This is a genomic window from Stenotrophomonas sp. YJH_SMC_65 (assembly GCF_059369475.1).
In genome coordinates this window covers 195814-222667 of the sequence record NZ_JCAFSR010000006.1, presented here as the reverse complement: position 1 = coordinate 222667, position 26854 = coordinate 195814, and the positions used below count along the sequence as shown (strand labels likewise).

Here is a 26854-nt window from a genome sequence, read left to right as displayed (position 1 = left end):
GTGGCACGCAAGGCGGCGGTCACTCCGGTCCTGTCACCGTCCGGCGAAGCATCCCTGGCGATGCTCGCCGGCGTCGGTCCGGCCGTGGCCGCCAAACTGCAGGCGCGTGGCCTGGCCACCCTGCAGGATCTCTGGCTTCACCTGCCCCTGCGCTATGAAGACCGGACCCGGCTGACCCGCATCGAAGACCTGCGCAACGGCGTGCCGGCCCAGGTGGAAGGGCGGGTGGTCGCGGTGGAGCGCGTCATGCGCTACCGGCCGATGCTGAAAGTGGCGGTGGAGGACGAAGGGCAGGGCACCCTGGTGCTGCGATTCTTCCATTTCCGCCAGCAGCAGGTCGGCCAGTTCGCGGTCGGCAACCGGCTGCGCTGCTTCGGCACGCCCAAGCCCGGCCACCTCGGCCTGGAAATCGTCCATCCCAGCTACCAGGTGCTGGGCCGCAACGATGATCCCGAACTCGGCGACCGCCTCGACCCGGTGTATCCCACCGTCGAAGGCGTGGGCCCGATGACGATGCGCAAGCTGATCGGCCAGGCCCTGGATCGCCTGCCCGAGGAAAGCACGCTGGAACTGCTGCCCAGCGGTTGGCTCGATGGCCTGGGCCTGCCGTCGCTGCGCAGCGCGCTGCTGACCGTGCACCGGCCACCGCCGGATGCCGACCTCGCCGCGCTGGCCGCCGGCACCCACCCGGCGCAGCGCCGCCTGGCGATGGAAGAACTGCTGGCCCACCACCTCAGCCTGCGTCGCCAGCGCATTGCCTTGCAGGCACACCATGCGCCGCCGCTGGCTGGTCCTGGCAAGCTGGCCAAGGCGCTGCTGAAGCAGCTGCCGTTCGCGCTCACCGGCGCGCAGGCGCGCGTGTTCAAGCAGATCCGTGAAGACCTCGCGCGCCCCAGCCCGATGCTGCGGCTGGTGCAGGGCGACGTCGGTTCCGGCAAGACCGTGGTGGCCGCACTGGCGGCGATGCTGGCGGTGGAGCAGGGCAAGCAGGTCGCATTGGCAGCGCCCACTGAACTGCTGGCCGAACAGCATCTCAACAACCTGCGCGGCTGGCTGGAGCCGCTCGGTGTGCGTATCGCCTGGCTGGCCGGCAAGGTCACCGGCAAGGCGCGCGCCAAGGTGATGGCGCAGGTCGCCAGTGGCGAAGCGCAGGTGGTGGTCGGTACCCACGCGCTGATGCAGGAGGCGGTGGTGTTCCAGGATCTGGCTCTGGCCATCGTCGACGAACAGCACCGCTTCGGCGTGCACCAGCGCTTGGCGCTGCGCGACAAGGGCGCGGGTGGCAACAGCGTGCCGCACCAGCTGGTGATGACCGCCACGCCGATTCCGCGCACGCTGGCGATGTCCGAGTACGCGGACCTGGATGTGTCGGCCATCGATGAACTGCCACCGGGACGCACGCCGGTGCAGACCGTCGCCCTCAACAATGACCGCCGCCCGGAGCTGATCGAGCGCATCGCGCTGGCCTGCCAGGAAGGGCGGCAGGTGTACTGGGTGTGCACGCTCATCGAGGAAAGCGAAGAACTGGATGCCACCCCGGCGCAGGCCACCTACGAATCGCTGCAGGCACTGCTGCCCGGCGTTCGCGTGGGGCTGGTGCACGGACGCCTGAAAGCCGCCGAAAAGCTGGCGACGATGGTGGCGTTCAAGACCGGCGAGATCGACCTGCTGGTCGCGACCACGGTCATCGAAGTGGGCGTGGACGTACCCAATGCTTCGTTGATGGTGATCGAGAACGCCGAACGCCTCGGCCTGGCCCAGCTGCACCAGCTGCGCGGCCGCGTGGGGCGTGGTTCGGCGGTATCGCGCTGCGTGCTGCTGTACCAGGCTCCGCTTTCGCAGATGGCGCGCGAGCGCCTGCAGACCATGCGCGAAACCAACGATGGTTTCGTCATCGCCGAGAAGGATCTGGAACTGCGCGGCCCCGGCGAACTGCTGGGCACCCGCCAGACCGGCCTGGCCGGTTTCCGCATTGCAGACCTGGCCCGCGATGCCGGCCTGCTGCCCGGCGTGCATGACCTGGCCGAGCGGCTGCTGGCCCAGCAGCCCGCGTTGGCCGATCGCGTGGTGCAGCGCTGGATCGGCACCGCCGTGCGCTACGCCTCGGCGTAAGTGGCGGGGTCAGGCCCCTTTGCACAGCAAAGGGCTCTGACCCCATCCCCGGGACGCTCATCCACGCACGGCGTGGATCCACTGTAGAGCCGAGCCCACGCTCGGCTGCTGTGCGCGTTGCGCGCGGGAGTCGAGCATGGCTCGACTCTACAGAGAGCTCTCCCTGCCATCCGCGGGAAACCCGTTTTCGGCGTTGCTGTTGAAGTTGTCGGCCAGCGGCCGGCACTACCGCGGGTGCAGGTCGCAGCCCTGCCGCCCCCCATACTTGCAACGGTCATCATCCCGGTCCACACTTCGTTGCCGATCTGAAGACGGCAACGATGACCCACAAGATCCCCCTGTTGATCGACACCGACCCCGGTGTGGACGACGCCCTGGCCCTGCTGATGGCCTTTGCCGATGAACGGCATGACGTGGTCGCCCTGACCATCGCCGCCGGCAATGTCGGCCTGCAGTACACCGTCCGCAACGCCCTCAAGCTCTGCGACATCGTCGGCCGCACCGACGTGCCGGTGTTTGCCGGCAGCCCGGATCCGCTGCTGCATCCTTCCGTAGACGCTGCCCACGTGCATGGCCGTGATGGCTATGGCGACGTGGACCTGCCGCCGCCGAGCCGCCAGGCCGAAGCCGAGCACGCTGCGCTGGCCATCCTGCGCCTGTCGCACGCGCATGCCGGCGAACTGATGCTGGTGATGCTTGGCCCGCTAACCAACCTCGCGCTGGCACTGAAGCTGGACCCGACCCTGCCCCAGCGCATCAAGCGCATCGTGGTGATGGGCGGCGCGGTCACCTGCCACGGCAACATCACCCCGGCGGCCGAATTCAACATCGCCTTCGATCCGGAAGCGGCGCATGTGGTGTTCACCTCGTTCAAGCACCTGCTGGTGTCGGACTGGGAGGCCACCGTCGCCCACGGCCTGCCGCTGGAAGAAGCCGAGAAGTGGCTGCAGGCCGACTCCGATCGTGCCCGCTTCTACGAGCTGATCTCGCGCAAGACCCGTGGCCTGTCCGAAGACAGCAAGGGTGGCCGCTGGTACACCGCCGACGCGGTTGCCATGGCCTGGGCACTGAACCCGGAAGGGCAGCTGCGGGTCGAGTCGCGTCCGCTGAACGTGGAGCTGAATGGCACGTTCAGCCGCGGCGCCACCATCGTCGACTGGAACCGCCAGACCGGCCAGCCGGACAACTGCGATCTGCTGATGGCCTACGACCAGCAGCGTTTCGAGGCCCTGGTACGCCAGGCCCTGGGCGCGGACTGAAGCCGATTGACCGGCACCGGTTGCCCCGGGCGGCAACCGGTGCTTATAATGCCGCTCTTGACCACCAGCCCATTTACGGTGTGAGCCCATGAAGGCCGATATCCATCCGAACTACCGCGACGTCGTCTTCCATGACGTCACCTCCGATTTCAAGATCCTGACCCGCTCGACCATGGCGACGAAGGAAACCATCAAGTGGGAAGACGGCAACGACTACCCGCTGGTGAAGGTTGAAATTTCCTCGGCTTCGCACCCGTTCTACACGGGCAAGCACAAGGTCATCGACACCTCGGGCCGTATCGACAAGTTCCAGAAGCGCTACGCGCGCTGATCTGTCGATCCAGCTTCGAACCGACGGCCGCGCTCTGCGCGGCCGTTTGTTTTTCCCCAACGCCTACCCAACGGGCGTTTGGATGGACAGAACACTGCGTTCGTGTGACAACGCTTTTGCCGATCCGGGCCGCTTGCTGGCCGGGTTCTGGCCGCCTGCCGTCTACGACTTCTGTCTAGCGCCGGGCAAATGCTGCTGTGCGATAATGGCATGATCCCCGGCACAGGCCGAGGACGTCATTCACGTGCCTGACCAATGCGCTTGGGCAGGCGCCTTCCCATGAAGGAGCGCACACAGTGTCCGATCTTGATCAGGTCACGCTCAACGCCGGCGATAAGTCCGTCGTTCTGCCCGTCATCAAACCCACCCTTGGCAACGACTGCGTCGACATCGCGAAGCTGACCAAGGAAACGGGGTTTTTCACCTACGATTCCGGCTTCACCGCGACGGCCAGCTGCAAGTCCGCCATCACTTACATCGACGGCGACAAGGGCGTGCTGCTGTATCGCGGCTACCCGATCGAGCAGCTGTCGGAAAAGTCGAGCTACGTCGAAGTGGCCTACCTGCTGATCAACGGCGAGCGCCCGAGCGCCGAGCAGCTGAAGGCCTTCACCGATGAGCTGACTGCCGAAGCCAATGTCGACGACTCGATCAACACCCTGATCGGCAGCTTCGCCAAGGACGCCCACCCGATGGCCATCCTGGCTGCTGCGATCGCGCAGCTGTCGGCCATCTACCACGACGCGCTGGACCTGTCCGACGCCGAACAGCGCCGCCAGGCCGCCGTGCGCCTGATCGCCAAGGTGCCGACCCTGTCGGCGCTGATCTACCGCCATGGCAAGGGCCTGCCGGCCAACAAGCCGGACACGTCGCTGGACTACGTCAGCCGCTTCCTGAAGCAGACCTTCGAGTCGGCTGACGGCCAGTACGATCTGAACCCGGATGTGGTCAAGGCGCTGGACCTGCTGTTCATCCTGCACGCCGACCACGAGCAGAACGCCTCGACCTCGACCGTGCGCCTGGTCGGTTCGACCGGTGCCAACCCGTACGCGTCGGTCGCCGCTGGCGTCACCGCGCTGTGGGGTCCGGCCCACGGCGGTGCCAACGAAGCCGTGCTGAAGATGCTGGAAGAGATCGGCAGCGCCGACAACGTCGAGTCCGCCGTGGTCAAGGCCAAGGACAAGACCTCCGGCTTCCGCCTGATGGGCTTCGGCCACCGCGTCTACAAGAACTTCGACCCGCGCGCCAAGGTCATCGGCGAGATGACCAGCAAGGTGCTCAAGCAGCTGGGCGTGCAGGATCCGCTGCTGGACGTGGCCGTGAAGCTGGAACAGGCCGCGCTGCAGGACGAGTACTTCGTCGCGCGCAAGCTGTACCCGAACGTCGATTTCTACAGCGGCATCATCTACAAGGCGCTGCAGATCCCGACCGAAATGTTCACCGTCATGTTCGCCCTGGGCCGTACCTCCGGCTGGGTCTCGCATTGGCTGGAACAGCAGGTCGATCCGGAAATGAAGATCGGCCGTCCGCGCCAGGTCTACACCGGCAGCGACGTGCGCGACTACCAGGGCTGATCGCCCCGCGTAGGTTGTGCCGAGAACGCCCCGCATGCGCGGGGCGTTTTTTTTTCTGCCGCCCTGGTGGGTGCCAACCAAGGTTGGCACGCTTTCGACACTCGCGAAAAACCATCCACGCATGGCGTGGATCCACTTGTTCCCGCCCTTGGTTGGCACGCTCCCCATCCACGCGTGGCATGGATTTACCGCGTTCCCGCCTTGGTAGGTGCCAACCTTGGTTGGCACGCTCCCCCATCCACGCGTGGCATGGATTTACCGCGTTCCCGCCTTTGGTAGGTGCCAACCTTGGTTGGCACGCTCTTCAACGCGCCAAGACCGCGTGATTCAGGGGTCTCACCAGCTTCACAAGCGCTCGCGCAGCCTCAGGACGCCAGCTGCATTCGCAGCACCTGAAATGGAGCGTCCATCCCGATGAGTACCCGATTCGACCCACCCGAGCGCGGCCCGCTCGGCGCTGACGTCGCCGCTGTCGTCACTGCCCCCATCGTTCCGCCCGCCAGCGAAAGCGCGGTGTCGTGGGGAGCCATCTTCGCTGGCGCCGCCGCCGCCGCTGCGCTCTCTCTCATCCTGCTGATCCTCGGCGTGGGCCTGGGGTTGTCGTCGGTGTCGCCCTGGTCGTTCGAAGGCGTCAGCAAGGAAACCTTCGGCTGGTCCAGCATCGCCTGGCTCACCTTCACCGCGCTGGCCGCTTCCGGCCTGGGTGGCTATCTGGCGGGTCGCCTGCGTACCAAGTGGACGCAGATCCACGGCGACGAAACCTACTTCCGCGACACCGCGCACGGCTTCGTGTCGTGGGCGGTGGCCACGCTGCTGACCGCGGGCCTGCTGACCTCGGCCATCGGTGGCGTGCTGGGTGCGGGCGCAAAGGTGGCCGGCGCCACTGCCGGTGCCGCTGCGTCCACCGTCGGCGTGGCTGCAGCCGGTGCCAGCGGCGCTGTGGCGGCTGCGCCGGAAGGCGACCTCGACTATTGGGTGGATGCGCTGTTCCGCAGCACGACCCACGCAGGGCCGGCCGATCCCGCAGCGCCGCCGCCGGGCGCACCGATGGACCCGGATGCCGCGCCACCGCCGGCAGCGGGCGCCGGTCCGCGCGACGCGCGCATGGCCCCACCGCCGCGACCGGCGCCGGGCAACGGTCCGATCGGCGATCGCCGCGAAGTGCGTGCCGAAGTGAACCGCATCATCGTCAACAGCCTGCAGGGGGAAGGCCTGGATCCGGCCGATACCCAGTATCTGTCACAGCTGATCGCGCGCGATACCGGGATGAGCCCGGCTGAAGCGCAGGCCCGCGTGACCGATGTGCAGACGCGCATGCGTGCAGCGCTGGAGAAGGCCAGGAATACCGCCAAGCAGGCTGCCGACGATGCGCGGAAGGCGACCGCCTACGCCGCATTGTGGCTCTTCATCACCCTGCTGATCGGCGCGTTCTTCGCCAGCCTCAGCGCCACCTGGGGCGGCCGCCGCCGCGACCTGTAATCCACCCTTCCATGCAAGGAGACCTGCCATGAAGATGATTCTGCTCTGGTTGCTGGGCGTGCCGATTCCGCTGCTGATCCTGTACGCGATCTTCTTCTGATCGCGCACCACCGCGCCGTGTCATCGGGCCGCCGAAAGGCGGCCTGATGCCATCCCGCAGATCCACGCCACGCGTGGATGCCCCACAGTAGAGTCGAGCCATGCCCGACTCTACAAACGCAATGCAATGAGGTTTATTGCATTCAAACAGTGAGGGAAATTGCATAACCCTCAAACATAGAGCGCCTTCAAAAATTCTCCTTAACGTTCAACGTTTTAGGAATGCTTGAATGGCCTGCATGGCAATGGATTTCTAACATTCTCTCCGTCGCCCGCACCCATCCCCGCGGGCGGCGCTTCCCTCCCTTTTCTCCTTGGGGAGGGGAGCTTTCAAATTCCCCCTTGTCCGAGAGAGACAATCATGCACGCCATTATCAAGAAGGCCGCGCTCGCTGCAGCGCTGGCCACTGCTTCGCTGTCCGCGCACGCTGTTGAAACCAGGATCTCCGTCTACGCCGACGTCGACCCGACCCTGGCGCTGCTGCGCGATGACGGCACCCCGCTGCCGGACCTGGTCACGCTGACCCACGATCCGCTGCGCGGCCTGATTCCGGACACCCAGCGCGTCCGCATCCACTCCAACGATGAAACCGCCGATATCGAGGCCCGTATCGACGGTCCATTCGTGCTGGCCAACGAGACCGGCGCCGTCACCGTGCCGATGACCATCAGCCTCAACAACCGCGCACTGGGTACCACTGCCATCGAGTACAAGGCGGCTGATCTGTTCACCGGCGCCGGCTCCACTCCGGGCGCCTCGATTTCGATGCCGTTGACCATTGCCCAGACCACGCCGGCGCCGATTGCCACCAAGGGCCGCTACGCCGGCATCGTCAGCGTCGTGTTGAACCAGAAGGCCACCACGCCGTAATCCCCGCGCGCCGGTCCGCACGCCGGGCCGGCCGCTTCTACAGCGGTACCCCCATGATTCGACACGCCCCCGCCGTCACTCGGCTGGCGGTCGCGCTCGCCCTGGCAATGGTTGCTCCCTTGGTGGCGGCCCGCGGCGTGCCCGCCGGTTTCGAGGATCTGGTCGATGGCCAGACCGAACAACTCGACATCCAGCTGTTCGGCCGCTCGGCCGGGCTGTCGCCGGTGCGCGTGACCCTGGAGCACGTGCAGCTGGAAGATCCTGCGCGCGTGCTGCAGGCGCTGGCCCTGCCTGCCGAAGCACAGGCCGCGTTGCTACCGGCGCTGTCGCAACCGTTGCCGCGCAACAGTCACCTGGCCTGCCGCTTTGGTGGCGCCACGGCGGGGTGCGGCTATCTGGACCCGCCCGAAGAGCCCACCGCGGCGCGCGCGCTGTACGACGAAGGCGAGGGCGCCGTGCGCCTGTTCGTGGCGCGGCAGTGGATTCCCGGCGAGCCGGCAGCGGAGCGTTACCACACGGTCACGGCCAATGCCGAGAACGCCTTCCTGCACCAGCAGACGCTCAATGTGAGCGGTGGTCGCGATTACCAGGCACTGTCCGCGCGCGGCGTGGGCACGCTGGGCCTGTTCGACCGCGGTCATCTGTCCGCCGAGTGGTACTACACCCAGCAACGCTACCGCAGCCGAAGTGACGACGACTTCCAGTTCGACAACGTCTATTACCGCCATGACCTGGGCCAGGCGCATTACCTGCAGCTCGGGCGCATGGATCGCCGCAACCTGTCCAGCCCGCAGGGTGGCACCTTCAGTTTCAGCATGCTGCCGCTGGACCGTTTCCAGGGCGCGCGCGTGGGTACCACCCAGGCCTATGTGGACACCGATGCCGCCGTGCAGGCCACGCCGCTGACGGTGCTGCTGGCGCGCGACGCTCGCGTCGATGTGTTCGATGGCGAGCGGCTGCTGCAGACCTTCTACCTGCAGGCCGGCATCAACCAGATCGACACCCGCAATTTCCCGTTCGGCAACTACCTGGTGCGCATGCGCATCTACGAGGACGGTGTGCTGGTGCGCACCGAGGAGGCGCCGTTCGACAAGGGCGGCGACTGGACCAACAGCCAGTGGCAGTGGTTCGTGCAGGGCGGCCGCCGCAACGAGCGACGCAGCGATCGTTTCGACGGTGAGTCGGTTGCGGTGGCGGGCGTACGTGTGCCGTTGGGCCGCGATGCCGCCATGACTGCCGGCGCTGCCAACCTCGGCGGCCACAGCTACGGCGAGCTGCGCCTGGACCTGCGCCGCGTGCTGGCCACCCAGGAAATGCGCGCCTCGCTCAGCGGCATGCGTGGAAGCGATGGCAGCAATGGTCAGCAGCACCAGCTGTCATACCGGCGCAAGGCGTCGTGGAATCTTTACCAGCAGCGCATGCGCGGCAAGGCCTGCCAGTTCGAGGCCGATGCACGCGACCAGCTGGGCTGCACCAACTCACTCAGCGGCTCGGTATCGCTGCCGCTGGCCGGCGGCAACGTCTACGTGGGCTACACCCGGCGCCAGACCTGGCGCACCGGCTGGCATCGGCCTGAATCCGAGCAGGACCCGTTGTTCGGGCTGGATCCCTTGCTGCCGCCCGGTCCGCTGGAGCCGCGCCGCGAGCCCGTGCTCAGCCGGACCTGGCAGGCCAGCTTCAGCCGCAGCCACCGCTGGCAGGACTTCAGCGTGTCCACGCGCGTGGGGCTATGGCAGCAGCGCAGCACCGACAGCGTGCGCGGCAGCAACGAGCGTGACCGTGGCATCTACTTCAACCTGAGCCTGACCCGCCTGCAGCGCAACCATGACAGCAGCGGCCAGCGCCGCTACGCGGTGGACGTGCGCCAGCCGCAGCATCAGCGCCCGGCCATCGACTACAGCGTGGGCCAGAGCCTGCGCCAGGACCGGGACACGCACTATCGGGAGTTCAACGCCGAACTGCGCGGCAACAACACTGACCGTTACAGCGCCTCGCTGAGCGGCCAGCTGCAGAACGGCATCGGCAACACCGCCGCCAGCATCGCGCACTATCAGCAGCGCGGGCGTGGCGAGACCGGCTACAGCGGCAGCCACAGCTCCGGCTTCGCACTGGGCCGTCGTGGTTTCTACTGGAGCGGTGCCAACGGCGCCGAGGCCGGCCTGGCCGTGCAGGTGGACGGTTTCGACGATGCCGACCTGCATGGCGTGGCCGCGGAATTGCAGGTGGGTGGGCTGCGCCGACAGCGTCTGCAGATCGGCGAGCGCCGGCTGCTGCCGCTGCAGGCCTATCAGTCGCAGCGCGCCGAAGTGCAGGATGCCAGCACGCTGGACAGCATCGCCGCGATCCGCGTGACCGGCGTGGGCGGTGCACGGCCGATGTTCCTCACGCCCGGCAAGCTGATGCGCATGCCGGTGCCGATCGAAGTGACCTACACCTTCATTGGCAACGCCAAGGACCTTGCGGGGTCGCCGCTGGGCGGCGCCCGCATCCTCAACGCGCCGGTGCCCGGCACCAGCGCCAACGGCAGCTTCGTTGCCGATTTCCCGCGCCGCGAAACAACGCTGTACCTGCTGCAGGACGACCGCCTGCTGCACTGCCCGTTGCAGGTGCGCGAGCGCCGCCAGGTGGTGCTGCTGGTCGGCGCCGTGCACTGCGAGCCGCTGGCCGTGGCCCAGCTGCCGCCCGAGATCCGCCAGCAGGCCCGCGTGACCCGCCTGCTGCAGGAACGCGCGTTGATTGCCGCCACGCCCCAGACCGCTGCTGCAGGAGGTACGCCATGAGCCGGCGTTGGATGTGTGTGTTGATGCTGGTGTGTGCGCTGGTGCTGGTGATGCCACGGGCGTGGGCGCAGTGGCCGCCGGAGACGCATCCGACGGACCAGAGCCGGGACATCGTGATGAGCTGGGATCGCTCGGCGGTGCCGGGTGATGTGGAGCTGTGGGCGCCGCGGACCGTGCTGGGGTTCAGTCACGACCTGGCGTTCAAGTATGGGCAGATCCACGTAGTTTGTGGGTCTGCTTCTGATAGTGAGTTTGGGCGATGCGCGACGGAAGGAGATTCATCGATAGTTAGCGGACCGTCCGAAATTGTCCTGCGGCTTGTGGAGAGCCGGACAGGCCTGCGCACGGAGCTTCGGGTGCTCGGGAGCCTTCAGAGAGTCCTGAGTGATTGGAGTTGTAACCCAGATTATTGGGACAGAAATCAGCGGGCGCTCCATGAAGCGTTCTATTACACCTGTGGTAGCGATCAGCCAATCGGTACAGGTTCCCAGCTCGTATTTCCATCATCCGAGCTGACGCGTCTCGTCGCTGGTCACTGGAGAGCCACAATGCGCCTAAAAATCAAGGCCGACCCCGCCGCAGCACCCGTCGCCACAGCCACTTTCAACTTCGATTTCACCGTCACCGACTACGACGCGATCTCGATTTACTTCCCGGGCTTCGACGGCATCGCACCGCTGGTCAACATGGACCTGCGCTACGACCCCATCCGCAAGATGGTCGGCGGCTACAAGGAAGTGGACATGTGCCTGTACGACGGCGTGGGCTCGCAGAGCGAGTTCCTCGGCGTCACCGTGCGCGACAGCGGGCCACGGCCCCCGCCTGGGCGGGACTACGCGGTCTGGCACGGAGATGGCGGCAGTGACGACACCCAACGCCTCGACTACCAGGTCGGCCTGAAATACGGCGGAAACCTGCTGGCCATGAAACACGGCGAGGAACAGCTGCTGCGCGGCATCGACAGCGCGCAGCTGCGCCTGGTGATGCTGCCGGGCATCAATCAACCCGTGTACTGCGTGCCCACGCCGCTGGTGCTGGAAACGCCGCCTACCCCCATCGCCAGCAAGCGGCCCGGTCTTTACGACGGCGAGCTGACGGTAGAGCTGCGCGTGCCGACCGCCAAACCCTGATCCCACGGAGCCTCATCATGAAGAAGCTGCTGTTCTGTCTGCTGCCGTTGAGCGCGCTGCTGGCGCCGCCGGTACATGCCAACCTCTCGATCCATCCGATGCGCGCGGCCGTCGATGGCAAGCGCGGTACGCAGATCCGCGTCTACTCGCACTCCACCCAGCCGCAGTACGTGCAGGCACGCCTGTTGCGCATCTCGAATCCCGCCCAGGCTGGCGAGGAAGAGGTGGACATGGAGGCGGCCGATGCCGCGGTCGCCATCACCCCTGGGAAGTTCGCACTCAGTGGCGGAGGCAATCGCCTGATCCGGGTGATTCCGCTACGCAGCGTGGAGAAGGAAGTGGCCTACCGCGTCTACTTCGAGGGTGTCAGGGGACCGGACGGGACCCTGCTCGAGGGTGACGAGCAGGCGGCACAGGCCAACGTCGGCGTCAGCCTGGTCTGGGGTGCGCTGGTGAACGTGCTGCCCGCCAATGGCAGCGTGGATCTGCAACTGCAGGGCGACACCCTGCGCAACGTGGGGACCTTGCGGGTGGGCATCACAGGGCTGGCCGAGTGCACCGGCAGTGGTGCCTGCACGACCCACGACTTTGCCAAAAGCCTGTACCCGGATGCGGAGCTGAAGCTGCCGTTCCAGCCTCAGCCGGGCAACACCGTGCAGCTGCATTACCGCCTGTCCAAGGACGGCTACCGCGAGCACGTAACCACCCTGGCGCCAAGCGCCTGATCGTTCCTGGCCCCGCGCTGTTCGCGGGGCCTCATTTTCGATGTCCTGTTAAGGAAGAGAGCATGAATCATATCTATCGTCGTATCTGGAGCAATGCAAAGCAGTGTTGGGTGGTCGTGGGCGAGCTGGTAGCAGCGCGTGGAAAGCCACGAAGCACCTTGATTCATCGTCGCGGGACCGCACTGATTGTCTTCATCGCACTGGCCGGTGCGGCCGGCAGCGCGAATGCGGGCCTCGATGTCGGTTGTTCGGGTGACAACGGGAACATCCGGCACTGCATTCCATTCATGGGTGTGTGGGATCCGCGCATGTCGACAGGCTATGCCGACATGAGTTTGGATGTGACGAACTCGATGGCGATCGGTGCGGGGTCCAGGATCTACGGAAGCTACTCATTCGCCTTCGGTCAAGGCGCACGGATCGAGAAGCGGAACAGTGTCGCTTTTGGATACCACTCTACTTCCTCCGACGTTGACAGCGTGGCGATCGGTTACACGTCGCGTACCGGCAGCAATGGAGGCCACAATGTCGCCATTGGGGCCAAGGCCTTTGCCGATTACATTGGCGCAACCGCTTTGGGAAACAGCTCAACGGCTCGCGCTGAGAATGCTGTCGCCATTGGAAGCGGCGCCTCGGCCACCGCATCGAATGCGGTGGCCATTGGTGCCAATTCGGTAGCCAACGGAAGCAACACAGTCTCGGTGGGAAGTAGCAGCATTAAACGTAGGATCGTGAATGTCGCATCAGGTAACATTTCCTACGGTAGCGCGGACGCGGTCACCGGTGGTCAGCTGTATGAAACCAATCAGAATGTAGCCTCGGCGCGAAGCACTGCGGATTCGGCTTACTCGACCGCCAGGACGGCCAGGACTGTTGCCGATACGGCGAAGTCCAATGCGGACAATGCCTTGTCGAAAGCCAATGTGCTTTCCGGCCTTCTGAGCCAGACGTCTGCCTCGGGGAATGTTCGTGTAGGTGCAAGTAACAGCGGCACCGTACTGGATGTGCGCAACAGCGCAAACGCCAGCCGTAAGATCACGGGCGTGGCGGATGCCACGCTAAGCACGACCAGTACGGATGCTGTTTCAGGCAAGCAGCTGAATGCCACCAACACCAATGTAACGGCCGCACGGTCCGTCGCCGACTCCGCCAAGACCAATGCCGACAGCGCGCTGGCAAAAGCCAATGTGCTTTCCGGTCTTCTGAGCCAGACGTCTGCCTCGGGGAACGTTCGCCTAGGTGCAAGTAACAGCGGCACTGTACTGGACGTCCGCAACAGCGCGAGCGCCAGTCGCAGGATCACGGGCGTGGCGGATGCCACGCTAAGCACGACCAGTACGGATGCTGTTTCAGGCAAGCAGTTGAATGCCACCAACACCAAGCTGGCAGATGCACAGCGCGTCGCAGACGCGGCAGCCGCGCGCCTGAGCGCATCCGCCCCGGCCATCGGGCTGGCGGCAGAGGCGGAGGGAAGCGGAAGCACCGCCAGCGTAGCAATGGGGCGCTCGGCGAAGGCCTACAACACCAACAGCATCGCAGTTGGTGCAGATGCTCGGGCCGGTGTCGACGCCAACGGCGACAAGAGCGCTGCCACCGGTGCAGTTGCTCTCGGTGCTGCAACGCGCGGTGGCAATGGCGCGGTGGCGGCAGGCCTGCGTGCTTCGGCAGTGGGTGATCGCGCCGTGGCCGTAGGCAATGATGCGACGGCCGCGGCGACCCATGCCGCCGCGCTGGGCTACAAGGCAGATGCGAGCGGCAATCAGGCCGTCGCCATTGGCCGGGAGGCCGCCGCATCGGCCTTGTATTCGACGGCGCTTGGCAATCTTGCAAAGGCGGGTGCCGAAAGTGCCGTTGCGTTGGGCGACCGCGCCCTGGCATCGCACACGGGAAGTGTCGCTCTGGGCAACGGCTCCCAGACCACCGGCATCAATCAGGTCTCGGTCGGCAGTTCCAGTATCAAGCGCAAGATCGTCAACCTTGCGGATGGCGCTGTCAGCAGCAGCAGTACCGAGGCCATTACGGGCAAGCAGTTGAATGAAACCAACGGCCGGGTAACGACTGCACAGAATGCTGCGAACGGCGCGCAGGCAACGGCCAATGCCGCACAGGTTGATGCCACCAAGGCCTTGGCTGAAGCTACCGTATTGGGTGGGCTGGTCGGGCAGGTTTCGGCCACGGGGATTGTCCGCCTGGGTGAGCAGAACCGCGGCACGACGTTGGACGTGCGCAACAGTGCCAATGTCGATCGGAAGATCAGTGGTGTAGCGGACGCGATATTGAGCGCCAGCAGCGCCGAAGCAGTCTCTGGGAAGCAGTTGTATTCAAGCAATTCACGGATCTCAGTTCTGGAAGGGGTTAGTCAGTTCCTGAGTATTGGCGTGGCGCCCATCAGTGAGCCTGCTGCAGCGGGGGCAGGAGGGGTCGCTATCGGTAACTCAGCCAAGACAGGTTCTGAAAGTGGAACTGCGGTTGGTACTCGAGCCAGGGCAATGGGCAGGAGTTCGACTGCGATTGGTAGAGGGGCAACCGTTTTTGAGCAATCCGAGAGTGGCTTTGCAATGGGGGCCGGTGCTGAGGTGGGGGCAGCGGGCGGTGGAGCAGATGGCGGTGTTGCTATTGGTGCGGGCGCAAAGATCGGGAGTGGAGCCCATGGCTCGCTGGCACTCGGAAGCAGCGCTCAGGCAAATGAAGCCGGAGTTGCATCGTTCGGAAACAGTGGTATGCAGCGCCGCCTTGTAAACATCGCCCGAGGCACCGCCGACCACAACGCCACCACCGTTTCTCAGCTCAAGGATTCGCTCGCCACCCTCGGCGGCAGTGCGGGTATGGACGCCAGCGGCAACATTATCGCCCCGACCTACAAGGTGCAGGGTGGAACTCAGAGCACCGTTGAGGGCGCGCTGATGGCGCTCGATGGCGCTGTCATCACCGCAGACCGTCGCGCGGACAAGGTGGAAGGCCAGCTCAGCTCGATCTTCCAGGACTCACCTTCGACCCGCGCCGACGGCATGAACCAGATCGCGCTGAACGGCGTGGATGGCATGGTGCTGACCAACCTGGCTGACGGCCGAGTGGCGCCGGGAAGCCGTGATGCCGTAACCGGCAGTCAGTTGTACGCCGCAGAGCAGAAGATCTCGCAAAATCGGAATGATCTGGAGGCGATGCGCAAGGAGCGGGAGATAGGTGAGCAGGCCATGCGTGGATTGGATGCGAGCGTCATCGACTACGGCGGTGCGCGTTTGACTGGTGTGGCGGAGGCGAAGCTGTCGGCTGACAGCTCGGATGTTGTGCGCGGCAGTCAGCTCTATGAGACCAACAGCCGCGTTTCGGAACTTGAGGATGTCGCACAGTTTGTGAGTATCGGGTCAGCCCCTTTCAGTGAACGCGCAGAAGCGGGTGCTGCAGGCGTTGCGGTGGGGAATTCAGCAAAGACGGGGCTGGAGGGAGGAACTGCGGTAGGCACGTTTGCGGGGGCCATGGGCAAGAACTCGACCGCAATTGGTAGAGCGGCGACTGTCTCTGTGGATTCTGCCAATGGATTCGCAATGGGAGTCGGTGCGCAGGTCGGTGGAGGCGCGGGCGGTGCGAATGAAGGTGTCGCGATTGGTGCAGGCGCAAGAGTTGGAAGCGGGGCTCACGGATCGCTAGCACTTGGAAATGGCTCCCAAGCAGATGAAGAGGGCGTGGCGTCATTTGGCGGTGTTGGCATCAAGCGCCGCCTCGTAAACATCGCCAACGGCACCGCCAACCACAACGCCGCCACCGTCGGCCAGCTGCGTGGCGCACTGTCCGCCCTCGGCGGAGAAGTCGATACCAATGGCAACATCGTCGGCCCCAGCTTCAACGTGCAGGGCCAGTCCCAATCCACGCTCAATGGTGCATTGGAAGCGCTCGACGGCGCAGTCGTCAGCACCACCTCGCGGGTGAACCAGGTCGAATCCCAGCTCCGCTCCGTGTTCCAGGAAACTCCCTCGGTGCGTGCAGACGGCACCCACCAGCTCACCCTGGCCGGTGCCAACGGCATGGTCATCTCCAACGTGGCCAACGGCCTGATCGCGGCCGGCAGCCGCGATGCGGTCAATGGCGGCCAGCTGCATTCGATGCAGCAGCAGATCAACGGCCGCATGGATGGGCTGGAGCAGCGCATCGACGATCAGCCGCAGGCCCGCGCCATGTCGGCGGCGTCCACGCCTTCGCCATCCACCGAAGAGATCGCGCCGACGCCGGAGACCGGAGGCTCGCCGCAGATCGCCTCAACCGGTGAAGGTGACAAGCCGGCCCCGCAGCCGAAGCCGAAGCAGGACGACACGCCCAAGCCGCAGGTCGACACCGCCGAGCTGGAGAAGATGCTGGCCCGCGCCAACGAGTACACCGATGGTGCGATCAGCACCTTCGAACGCCGCCTGGACAAGATGGACAAGCGCTTCAACCGCATGGCGGCGATGAGCAGCGCACAGAGTGCGATGGCGATGAATACCGCCGGCCTGGCTACCTACAACCGCCTGGGTGCGGGCGTGGGTTACAGCGAGGGTGAGTCGGCGATGGCGGTGGGCTACCAGCGCGTGCTGAACGAGAAGGGTTCGGCCACCTTCAGCCTCAATGGTGCGTTCACCAACAGCGGTGAGCGCAGCATGGGCGTCGGCGTGGGCATCGGCTGGTAAGCCGTGCAGCCCCGGCGTGGTGCGCGTAATGAACCCCGCCGCGCCGGGGTCCTTGCCGAGGAGATGGCAATGTATCGATGGGTAAGCCGATTCATCAGCTACCGCACGTTCTATCTGTGGCGGGCGCGTTTCTACTACTACACCCGCAATCTGGATCGCTGGGTGCAGTTCACCTTGTTGTGCCTGGTGGGCATGGTGCTGGTGCTCTGGTACCACTGGCGGGTGGCGAGCGTGCCGCCACCGCGCGTGCATCCGGAGGCTGCCGCGCTGCGCGTGGAGAACATCACCCAGGAAGCGATCCACCGCATCGTGCTGGTGCGCCATGGCGGCCCGACACCGGGCGAGCCGTTCACCACGCCGGAAGACGTCCGCGCGGGAACGCTGCGCACCCTGCGGGTGCGACAACTGCTGGACAGTGAGAGGGTGTGGCAGCTGAAAGCCCACATGCTGGCCGACATGGCGGCGTACATCGAAGCCACGGGCAGCTGCTTCCCCTTCCCATGCTGGCAGGTGAGCCACCGGCTGGAGCTCATGCGTGCGGCGGAGGCGGAGAACGCGGCCATCAACCGGGGGCTGGAGCCGGTGCTGGAGGTGCCGTTGGACAGGATGCCCAACCTCAACGGCGGTGAGCGCGCGCGGATACAGACGGCGTGGTCGGACCCGTTCGGCGATGTCTACAACCAGACTTGGTTGCTGGGCGATCTGCAGAACATGCACGCGCGGATGATGATGGCGTACCCGCAGCGGGTGGGAGCACCGTGGCTGATGCGCCTGCTTGGCGATGAGCCGGAGGAGCAGCACCATGATGTCTGGTAGGTCAGCGCGCCTTCTGTAGGGCCGAGCCATGCTCGGCTGCTCTTGGGCCAGGTGTCCGGATGCCTGATGCATCGTGCGGACCAACGGTCCGCACCCACCAGAAGAAGTAAGCAGGCAGCGCGCCTTCTGTAGAGCCGAGCCATGCTCGGCTGCTCTTGGGCCAGGTGTCCGGATGCCTGATGCACAGTGCGGACCAACGGTCCGCACCTACCAGAAGAAGGAAGCAGGCAGCGCGCCTTCTGTAGAGCCGAGCCATGCTCGGCTGCTCTTGGGGCAGGTGTCCGCATGCCTGATGCACAGTGCGGACCAACGGTCCGCACCCCAAGGCCGGAACCACCCAAGGCCGGAGCTACCGTCACCCGCCGATATACGCGGTGATCTCCGCCTGGGCCAGCAGCTGCCGCAACTGTGCGACAGACGCGCGTCGCATCGGCTTCTCATCCACCGGCGACAAGGGCGCCTGGCGCAGGGCGTCATACGGCAGCACGGCCAGGTCGAAGGTCAGCTCTTCGGCGCTGAACACCCACACCGGCACGTCCAGGCTCCGTTCGCGGTCCATCCGCAGTCGGCGCGTCCGCGACTCGGCGGGAATGCCGTGCTCGTCGAGGAAGCGGTGCACGGCTTCCGGGTCGTCGCTGTGCAGGTGCAGCTGTACGGGGCTGTTGGCGTCGGCGGTGCCCTCCAGCACCGGGCCGGCCAGGCGCGGTGCGAAGCCGTGCAGGAACTCCAGCGCGCGCATCGCGGCTTCGCGGCGGCGCTGCAGTTCGTTGCCGTGCTGGGGGCCGGAGAACAGCCGCTGGTACTCGCGCAGGGCGTCTTCGATCTCGGTGTTGCGGGGCAGGGAGGCATCGTCGTGGATGCCGAGCCGGCTGGCAGCCTTCAATTTGGCCTGGTGGTAGTCGCGGATGCCGCCTTCGGCCATCAGGCGGGCGGCTTCGTGGGCGAGGCGATGGCGCCGCTCGCGGGTCTGGCTGGCAGCATGCTGACGGGCGCGATGCATGCGATGACTCCTGTTGCGACTTGGCTACAGACTAGCGCACGGATGTGACATCCGCGTGGGTATTTCATGGAGGCGAGCAAGTGGGTGCCGTTGATCCTGTAGAGCCGAGCCCATGCTCGGCTGCTCTACCGCAGGCGCCCGGAGCCGAGCATGGGCTCGGCTCTACAGCCGCATGGGTGCCAACTCACCGTTGGCACCCACCAGAACCTTCCTCAGAAGATATCGAACGCGGCGGCGTCGGCCTGCGGCGTATTGAGGTTCAGGTCGTAGTCGGTCAGGCGGTCCATGTCTTCCACCTTCACCCACTCGGTCGCGCCGTTGAGGGTGGCCTGGACCATGCCGCTGGGCGGGTCGTTCTGCGCGATCGGGGTGTCCTTCAGCGCGGTGCGCATGTAGTCGATCCAGATCGGCAGGGCGGCCTTGCCACCGTATTCGCGGTAACCCAGCGAACGGAAGTCGTCGCGGCCCACCCACACGGTGGTCACGTACGGGCCACCGAAGCCGGAGAACCAGGCGTCGCGGTGGTCGTTGGTGGAGCCGGTCTTGCCGCCCACGTCCTCGCGGCCGAGCACCTTGGCCTGAACGCCGGTACCGCGCTGGACCACGTCGCGCATCATCGATACCAGCTGGTAGGCGGTGCGGGCGTCGATCGCGCGCGGGGCAGTGCGGGCATCCGGGTTGGCCGGTGCCGCCGGGGTTTCGACCTTGGCTTCGGCCTTGGCGGCGGCCGGGTCCACCTTCGGGGCCGGAGCGCCGAAGTTGAAGCCGTCCACCACCTGGTTGACCGGCTGGTCACTGCTGCCGGCGCAGTCGCGGCAGGCCAGCGCCGGGTTTTCCTTGAACACCAGGTTGCCGTCGCGGTCATTGACCTGGTCGATCAGCCAGGTGTCCACGCGCGAGCCGCCGTTGGCGAACACGGCGTAGCCGCGCGCCACCGACAGCGGGGTCAGCGAGGCGGTGCCCAGCGACATCGACAGGTTCGGCGGCAGCTCCGATTCGGCAAAGCCAAACTCGCTGATGTACTTGCGTGCGTAGTCCACGCCCATGCCATCGAGCAGGCGCACCGACACCAGGTTGCGTGACTGCACCAGCGCTTCGCGCAGACGCATCGGGCCGCGGAAGCCGCCGCCGTCGTTCTGCGGGGCCCAGGTCTTGCCGCGGCGATCGCGGAACACGACCGGGGCGTCGAGCACGATCGAGGCCGGGTTGTAGCCCTTGTCGAAGGCAGCTGCGTAGACGAACGGCTTGAAGCTCGAACCCGGCTGGCGGCGGGCCTGGGTGGCGCGGTTGAACTTGTTGCCGGAGAAGCTGAAGCCACCCACCAGCGCCTTCAGCGCGCCGCTGTGGGCATCCAGCGAGACCAGCGCGGACTGGCCGCGGGGGATCTGGTCCAGCAGCCACTCGCCCTCCTTGGCCCCGGCGCGCACGCGCACGATGTCGCCGCGCTGCACCAGCTTGCCCGGGGTCTTGTTGGTCCACTTGGCGGCGCCGGCCGGCAGCACGATCTCGCTGCGGTTGGCCAGCACCACGGTGGCGCTGCCGTCGGCGCCGGTGCTGGCGACGATCGCCGGCAGCAGGCCGGCCTGGCCGTACATGCCGCGTAGGTGCTCGGCCAGGGCGGCGGCGTCTTCGCCGGCACCCACCTGCACCTGTTTCTCCACGCCGTGCCAGCCGTGGCGGTGGTCGTACAGCAGCAGGCCGTCGCGCACCGACTGGTTCGCGGCGGTCTGCAGGGTGGAGTCGATGGTGGTGGTGACGTGATAGCCCTTGTTGACCACGTCGCCGCCGAAGCGGGCGATCATCTCCTGGCGTACCAGCTCGGCCACGTACGGAGCATCGACCTGCACCGGCGGCTCATGCGCGGTGGCGTGCATCGGCACGGCCTTGGCCGCGTCGGCCTCGGCCTGGCTGACGAATTTCAGGTCGGCCATGCGCTGCAGCACGTAGTTGTCGCGGCGCTGGCGGGCACGCTCCGGGTTGGAGATCGGGTTGCCCGACGAGGGGAACTTGGGGATGCCGGCCAGCGAGGCCATCTCATCCAGGTCCAGCTCGTTCAGTTTCTTGCCGTAATAGAACTCGGCGGCAGCGGCCACGCCGTAGGCGCGGTTGCCGAAGAAACTCTTGTTCAGGTACAGCTCGAAGATCTCGTCCTTGCTCAGCTCGGACTCGATCTTGCGCGCCAGCAGGATCTCGGCCAGCTTGCGGGTGTAGCTGTACTCGGAGCTGAGGAAGAACTGGCGGGCCACCTGCTGGGTGATGGTGGAGCCACCCGGCACGCGCTTGTCGCTGGTGGTGGCCAGCAGCCAGACCGCCCGGCCGATGCCCATGTAGTCCACGCCGCCGTGCTCGTAGAAGCGGGCGTCCTCGGTCGCCAGGAAGGCCTGCTTCAGCTTCTCCGGCACGTCCTTCATGGTGATCGGGGTCCGCCGGGTCTCGCCGAACACCGCCATCAGCTTGCCATCGGCAGCATAGACGTACATCGGCTCCTGCATTTCCACGTCGCGCAGGGTCTGCACGTCGGGAAGCTTGGAGGAAACGGCGTAGTACAGACCGCCCACGGCGGCCGCGCCGATCAGCGCCAGGACCAGGACAATCAGGAAGATCCAGCGCAGCCAGCGGCGGAGTCGAGTCATCGGGTTCAGATTCCGATTGCGAATTTCGTGGTCGCAGAGTATAGATTACGCAAGGTGCCGGCTGGGGTCGGCACCGGGGAGCGCAAGGGGAACAGTCAGGGGCTGCATGGTGAATCCGTGAAGGAATTCACAGCAGGGCCGTTGCCATTTGCTAAGAATACGTTATTAATGCTTGGGCGCAGGTCTTGCGTCCAAGTGCCCGTCGGCAGGGGAGAAACCGTGGGGCTCATCCCAAAAAGTCAGTCGCCGCTCGTAGGCGTCGACATCAGTTCGACTGCGGTAAAGCTTTTGCAGCTGTCCCGCAGCGGCAATCGTTTCCGCGTGGAACATTACGCTGTGGAACCTCTGCCGCCCAATGCGGTGGTGGAGAAAAACATCGTTGAAGTGGAGGCCGTGGGTGAGGCCATCCGTCGGGCGATGAACCGTTCAGGCAGCAAGGCCAAATTGGCCGCTGCCGCCGTCGCGGGGTCGGCAGTGATCACCAAGGTGATCCCGATGCCGGCCGATCTCGACGAAAACGACATGGAAGCCCAGATCGAGCTGGAAGCGGTCAACTACATTCCGTATCCGATCGAGGAAGTGAACCTGGACTTCGAGGTGATCGGGTCGATCCCGAACAACCCGGAGATGGTCCAGGTGCTGCTGGCCGCGTCGCGTTCGGAGAATGTCGAGCTGCGCCAGTCCGCGCTGGAACTCGGTGGCCTGCAGGCCAAGGTGATGGACGTGGAGGCCTTCGCGGTCGAGAACGCCTACGCCCTGGTCGCCAGCGAGCTGCCGGTATCCATCGACGGCGTGGTCGCGCTGGTCGATATCGGCGCCACCATGACCACCCTCAATGTCCTGCGCGGCGGCCGCAGCCTCTACAGCCGCGAGCAGGTGTTCGGTGGCAAGCAGCTGACCGACGAGATCATGCGCCGCTACGGGCTGAGCTACGAGGAAGCCGGGCTGGCCAAGCGCCAGGGCGGCCTGCCGGAAAGCTACGAGATGGAAGTGCTGGAGCCGTTCAAGGAAGCCACGGTCCAGCAGATCAGCCGCCTGCTGCAGTTCTTCTACGCAGGCAGCGAATTCAACCGCGTCGATCACATCGTGCTGGCCGGCGGCTGCGCCGTGCTCGGTGGCCTGCCGGAGATGGTCGAGGAACAGCTGGGCGTGCCGACCGTGGTCGCCAACCCGCTGGCGCAGATGACCCTGGGGCCGAAGGTGAACGCGCATGCGTTGGCCCAGGATGCCCCCGCGCTGATGATCGCGACCGGTCTGGCGCTGAGGAGCTTTGACTGATGGCACGCATCAATCTATTGCCCTGGCGCGCCGAGCGGCGCAAGCAACGCCAACGCGAGTTCTACGCAATGCTGGGCATGGCCGCCGTCGGTGGCCTGCTGCTGTCGCTGATGATCTGGTTCTACTACGACCGTCAGGTGAGCGGCCAGATGGACCGCAATGCCTATCTGGAAGCCGAGATCGAGAAGGTCAAGGAACAGAACAAGGAGATCGACCGCCTCGACGCGCAGAAGGAACGCCTGCTGGCGCGCAAGAAGGTGATCGAGGAGCTGCAGGCCAAGCGCTCGCAGATGGTCCACCTGTTCGACGCGCTGGTGCGCACCATTCCCGACGGCGTGGTGCTGACCGCGCTGAAGCAGGAAGGGGATGTACTGACGCTGGAAGGCCGCACCCAGTCCAACGCCCGCGTTTCGGCCTACATGCGCAACCTGGAGACCTCCGGCTGGATGACCAACCCGGAGCTGTCGATCATCGAAGCGCGTGACCCGGAGAAGGACAAGGACGGCAAGGCCGGCCCGCTGGCCGACATCAAGGCGCTGCCCTACGTGTTCGTGGTCAAGGTGAAACTGCCGGCGCAGAGCGAAGAGGTGTCGGCGACGCCGGGCCTGAACGCCGATGGCTCGGTGGCGACGGCTGCCCCGGCATCGGTGGCACCGTTGGCCGCAGGTCCGGATGCCGCGACGCCTGCGGCCCCGGCAGCGGGCCAGCCGGCAGCGGCTCCCGCCGCACCGGCTGCTGCACCGTCGGCCGCTCCGGCCAAGCCGAACCAACCGGCCGCTCCGGCCCCGGCACCTGCCCCGAAGCCTGAGGGCAGCCGCCTGGCGCAGCCGCCGCAGGCCTTCAATGCGCTGCTGCAGGGGGACCGGGCATGAGCCAGAAGATCGACATCAAGAACCTGGATTTCAACGACATCGGCAACTGGCCGCAGAAGGCCAAGATCGTCTTCTGCTCGTTGCTGGCGCTGGTCATCATGTTCGTGGCGTGGATGCTGCTGATCAGCGGCAAGCGCGAAGAACTGGCCGGCCTGGAATCGAAGGAAGTCGAGCTGCGCAACGAGTTCACCAAGCAGCAGGAACGCGCGGTGAACCTGGGGCCGCTGAAGCAGCAGCTGGCGCAGATGGAGCAGGTGCTGCAGCAGATGCTGCGGCAGCTGCCGAGCAAGACCGAAATGCCCGACCTGATCATCGACATCTCGCAGACCGCGCTGTCCAGCGGCCTGACCAACGAGCTGTTCGAGCCGGAGCAGGAGCAGATCAAGGAGTTCTACGCCGAGAAGCCGATCAAGCTGCGCATGGTGGGCAGTTACCACCAGTTCGGCGCGTTCGTCAGTGGCGTGGCCTCGCTGCCGCGGGTGGTGATCCTGACCATGCATGACATCAACCTCAAGCCCAAGGAAAAGACCGGCGGCAACGTCCGCAGCGGTGCACTGGAACTGTCCGGTACGGTCAAGACCTACCGCTACCTGGACGAGACCGAGGTGCAGGCGCAGCAGGCGTCCGACGCTGGCAAGGAGGGCAAGAAGTGATGCGCGCGCAGACCGTACGTGGTGCGATGGTGCTGGCTGTGCTGCTGCTGGCTGGTTGCGGCCGTGGCGTGACCAGCACGCCCGGCGACGCACCGAACCTTGAGAAGTGGGTGGAAGGCGAGCGCGCGCGACCGGCGCAACCGCTGGAGCCGCTGCCGGTGATGCAGCAGTTCGAGACCTTTGAATACTCCGCGCAGGGCATGCGCGATCCGTTCACCGATGCCTGGACCAATCCGCAGCAGGGGAACGGCGGATTGCGACCGGACCCGAACCGGCGCAAGGAGCCGCTGGAAGGCTTCCCGCTGGATGCGCTGGACATGGTCGGCACCATCGGTACCGGCGCAGGTACCGTGGCGCTGGTGATGGGGCCGGACAAGGTCACCTACCGGGTTCGCCCGGGCGGTTACCTGGGGCAGAGCGACGGGCGGGTCACGGCGGTCTTCGAAGACCGCGTGGAGCTGATCGAACTGGTGCCGGATGGCGCGGGTGGCTGGCTGGAACGGCCGGCAACGCTCTCGCTTGAAGATCAATGATCGTTTACTGGGGATAGCACGATGACCTTTCACCAAGCCAAGGGGCTGCGTCCCATCCGGCGCTCTACCTTGAACCGTGTCAGCGCGCTGGGAGTCGCGCTGATGCTGGCCTGCGCTCCGGCGCTGGCTGCCGCACCGGCGGAAAAGCCGGTGGGCGCCACCGTGGCACCGGCCGCCGCGCCGGCGGGCCTGTCGGTGGCCAAGATCGATTTCAAGCGTGGCGATGACGGCGCCGGGCGCCTGATCGTGCAGTTCGACGGGCAGGGCGCGATCCCTGACCTGCGCACGCAGGGCAACAGCGTCGTGGTCGACGTCGGCAATGCCCGGCTGCCGGCCAACCTGCAGAAGCCGATGAACGTCACCGACTTCGCCACGCCGGTACAGCGCATCGACGCCAAGCCGTCGGGCGCCGGCACCCAACTGGTGCTGAGCACCGGTGGCGCGGTGGAGTCGCTGGCCTACCAGAGCGGCAACGAATACGTGGTCGAGATCAGCCCGCGCCAGGCCCAGGCCGCCGTGGGTGCGGTCACCGCCGGCAGCGTCACCCAGGCGGCCAAGGCCGTCGGCCAGCGCGGCTTCACCGGCAAGCCGGTGACCTTCAACTTCCAGGACGTGCCGGTGCGCACCGTGCTGCAGTTGATCGCCGAGGAGTCCAACCTGAACGTGGTGGCGTCCGACTCGGTGCAGGGCAACGTGACCCTGCGCCTGGTCAATGTGCCGTGGGACCAGGCGCTGGACATCGTCCTGCGCGCCAAGGGCCTGGACAAGCGTCGCGACGGCAGCGTGATCTGGGTGGCGCCGCAGGCCGAACTGGCCAAGTTCGAACAGGAAAAGGAAGACGCGCGCATCGCCATCGAGAACCGCGAAGACCTGCAGACCGACTACATCCAGATCAACTACCACAGCGCCACGCAGATCTTCAAAGCGCTGACCGAGGCCAAGGGCATCGGCGGCAGCGGTGGTGGTGGCAGTGGTGGTGGTTCGGGCAGCTCCTCGCAGGAAGACAGTGGCTTCCTGTCCTCGCGCGGCCGCATCGTGGCCGACGAGCGCACCAACACGCTGATGATCAGCGACATCCCGAAGAAGATCGCGCGCATGCGCGAGCTGATCAACGTGATCGACCGCCCGGTCGACCAGGTGCTGATCGAAAGCCGCATCGTCATCGCTACCGACACCTTCGCCCGCGAGCTGGGCGCGAAGTTCGGTGTCAGCGGCAGCCGCGACAACGTGTACTTCAGCGGTAGCCTGGATGCCAATGCGAAGACCCGTGAGTCGCAGGTTGCGACCGACCTGGCCAATGCCAAGGCCGAGCGTGACTGGGTAGCCGGTGGCCGGGTCGGCCCGCCGCCGGTGAAGTCCGGCTCGGCGATCACCCGTGGCCTGAACTGGAACCTGCCGGTGGCCGCCGCCAGCAACCCGGGTTCGCTGGCACTGTCCATCCTCAATGCGGGTTACCTGCTGGACGTGGAGCTGTCGGCCATGCAGGAGGAGTCGCGAGGCGAGGTGATCTCCAACCCGCGCGTGGTCACCACCAACCAGCGCGAAGCGATGATCAAGCAGGGCAAGGAAATCGGCTACGTCACCATCAGCGGTGGTACCGCTGGCGGCGTGGCGACCCCGAACGTCCAGTTCAAGGAAGTGGTGCTGGAGCTGAAGGTCACCCCGACCATCACCAACGACAACCGCGTGTTCCTCAACATGCAGGTGAAGAAGGACGAAGTCGACCAGCTGATCCAGCTGGAGGGCTACGGCACCGTGCCGTCGATCAACCGTCGCGAAGTCAACACCGCGGTGCTGGTCGAGGATGGGCAGACCGTGGTGATCGGTGGCGTCTACGAGTTCACCGATCGCAACAGCATCAGCAAGGTGCCGTTCCTGGGCGACGTGCCGTTCCTGGGCAACCTGTTCAAGAAGCGCGGCCGCAACAAGGACAAGGCCGAGCTGCTCGTGTTCGTCACCCCGAAGGTGCTGCGCGTGGCCAAGCAGAACTGAGCCGTCGCACCGGAGTCTTCGAAGAAGGGCCGCCCCGTGCGGCCCTTCTTCGTTTG

18 protein-coding genes are annotated in these 26854 nt (G+C 65.9%); 16 read left to right on the top strand and 2 right to left on the bottom strand.

Translation table 11 applies throughout. From position 1 onward, the window contains the following. The 11 genes from recG (at nucleotide 1) to AC5P7A_RS13235 (ending at nucleotide 17837) form a co-directional block, all read left to right on the top strand. Nucleotides 1-2112: an ATP-dependent DNA helicase RecG gene (recG, locus tag AC5P7A_RS13285; protein ID WP_049440470.1), complete on the top strand. Its 2112-nt coding sequence runs from the start codon at nucleotides 1-3 to the stop codon at nucleotides 2110-2112. Between the two features lie 320 nt (nucleotides 2113-2432). Further along, nucleotides 2433-3371 (top strand): nucleoside hydrolase, encoded by a 939-nt coding sequence (locus tag AC5P7A_RS13280; protein WP_049407499.1) that lies wholly within the window; start codon nucleotides 2433-2435, stop codon nucleotides 3369-3371. A gap of 88 nt (nucleotides 3372-3459) precedes the next feature. After that, on the top strand, nucleotides 3460-3702 hold the full coding sequence (locus tag AC5P7A_RS13275) for a type B 50S ribosomal protein L31 (RefSeq protein WP_010484049.1): 243 nt from the start codon (nucleotides 3460-3462) through the stop codon (nucleotides 3700-3702). Between the two features lie 296 nt (nucleotides 3703-3998). Continuing rightward, nucleotides 3999-5276 carry a citrate synthase gene (locus tag AC5P7A_RS13270; RefSeq protein WP_014648268.1) on the top strand — a complete coding sequence of 426 codons (1278 nt, stop codon included), beginning with the start codon at nucleotides 3999-4001 and terminating at the stop codon, nucleotides 5274-5276. 414 nt (nucleotides 5277-5690) lie between these two features. Further along, entirely contained in the window at nucleotides 5691-6755 is a 1065-nt protein-coding gene (locus AC5P7A_RS13265; protein ID WP_046432315.1) for a membrane protein, read from the top strand. A 460-nt stretch (nucleotides 6756-7215) separates the two neighbouring features. Next, complete coding sequence (locus tag AC5P7A_RS13260; RefSeq protein ID WP_227864377.1) at nucleotides 7216-7725, top strand: CS1 type fimbrial major subunit; 510 nt, start codon at nucleotides 7216-7218, stop codon at nucleotides 7723-7725. A gap of 53 nt (nucleotides 7726-7778) precedes the next feature. After that, a complete protein-coding gene (locus AC5P7A_RS13255; protein WP_495220202.1) occupies nucleotides 7779-10505 on the top strand; it encodes a TcfC E-set like domain-containing protein in 2727 nt (908 codons plus the stop codon). Next, nucleotides 10502-11635, top strand: coding sequence for a CblD like pilus biogenesis initiator family protein (locus AC5P7A_RS13250; protein ID WP_032962169.1), 1134 nt, complete (start codon nucleotides 10502-10504; stop codon nucleotides 11633-11635). Before AC5P7A_RS13255 ends, AC5P7A_RS13250 begins: the two co-directional genes overlap by 4 nt. 17 nt (nucleotides 11636-11652) lie before the next feature. After that, nucleotides 11653-12360, top strand: coding sequence for an alpha-fimbriae chaperone protein (locus tag AC5P7A_RS13245; protein ID WP_014648264.1), 708 nt, complete (start codon nucleotides 11653-11655; stop codon nucleotides 12358-12360). A 62-nt stretch (nucleotides 12361-12422) separates the two neighbouring features. Then, a complete protein-coding gene (locus tag AC5P7A_RS13240) occupies nucleotides 12423-17021 on the top strand; it encodes an ESPR-type extended signal peptide-containing protein (RefSeq protein WP_495220201.1) in 4599 nt (1532 codons plus the stop codon). 69 nt (nucleotides 17022-17090) lie between these two features. Then, on the top strand, nucleotides 17091-17837 hold the full coding sequence (locus AC5P7A_RS13235) for a membrane protein (RefSeq protein WP_014648263.1): 747 nt from the start codon (nucleotides 17091-17093) through the stop codon (nucleotides 17835-17837). Nucleotides 17838-18192: 355 nt separating this feature from the next. Here AC5P7A_RS13235 and AC5P7A_RS13230 read toward each other — a convergent pair whose 3' ends face one another. Next, nucleotides 18193-18837: a hypothetical protein gene (locus AC5P7A_RS13230; protein WP_262224770.1), complete on the bottom strand. Its 645-nt coding sequence runs from the start codon at nucleotides 18835-18837 to the stop codon at nucleotides 18193-18195. Between the two features lie 212 nt (nucleotides 18838-19049). Then, entirely contained in the window at nucleotides 19050-21470 is a 2421-nt protein-coding gene (locus tag AC5P7A_RS13225; RefSeq protein ID WP_046432301.1) for a penicillin-binding protein 1A, read from the bottom strand. Nucleotides 21471-21689: 219 nt separating this feature from the next. Here AC5P7A_RS13225 and AC5P7A_RS13220 point away from each other — a divergent pair, with 219 nt between their 5' ends. Genes AC5P7A_RS13220 through AC5P7A_RS13200 form a run of 5 tightly spaced genes read left to right on the top strand, consistent with a single transcriptional unit; the run spans nucleotide 21690 to nucleotide 26798 of the window. Continuing rightward, the gene (locus AC5P7A_RS13220; RefSeq protein WP_014038321.1) at nucleotides 21690-22748 is read left to right on the top strand and encodes a pilus assembly protein PilM; all 1059 of its coding nucleotides are present in this window, start codon (nucleotides 21690-21692) and stop codon (nucleotides 22746-22748) included. After that, on the top strand, nucleotides 22748-23620 hold the full coding sequence (locus AC5P7A_RS13215) for a PilN domain-containing protein (protein ID WP_495220200.1): 873 nt from the start codon (nucleotides 22748-22750) through the stop codon (nucleotides 23618-23620). The genes AC5P7A_RS13220 and AC5P7A_RS13215 overlap by 1 nt, the downstream gene beginning before the upstream one ends. Continuing rightward, nucleotides 23617-24273 (top strand): type IV pilus inner membrane component PilO, encoded by a 657-nt coding sequence (locus AC5P7A_RS13210; RefSeq protein ID WP_495220199.1) that lies wholly within the window; start codon nucleotides 23617-23619, stop codon nucleotides 24271-24273. The genes AC5P7A_RS13215 and AC5P7A_RS13210 overlap by 4 nt, the downstream gene beginning before the upstream one ends. Then, nucleotides 24273-24806, top strand: coding sequence for a pilus assembly protein PilP (locus AC5P7A_RS13205; RefSeq protein WP_005418914.1), 534 nt, complete (start codon nucleotides 24273-24275; stop codon nucleotides 24804-24806). The genes AC5P7A_RS13210 and AC5P7A_RS13205 overlap by 1 nt, the downstream gene beginning before the upstream one ends. Nucleotides 24807-24827: 21 nt before the next feature. Beyond that, nucleotides 24828-26798 carry a type IV pilus secretin PilQ gene (locus AC5P7A_RS13200; RefSeq protein ID WP_142235229.1) on the top strand — a complete coding sequence of 657 codons (1971 nt, stop codon included), beginning with the start codon at nucleotides 24828-24830 and terminating at the stop codon, nucleotides 26796-26798. The last annotated feature ends 56 nt before the right edge of the window (nucleotides 26799-26854 follow it).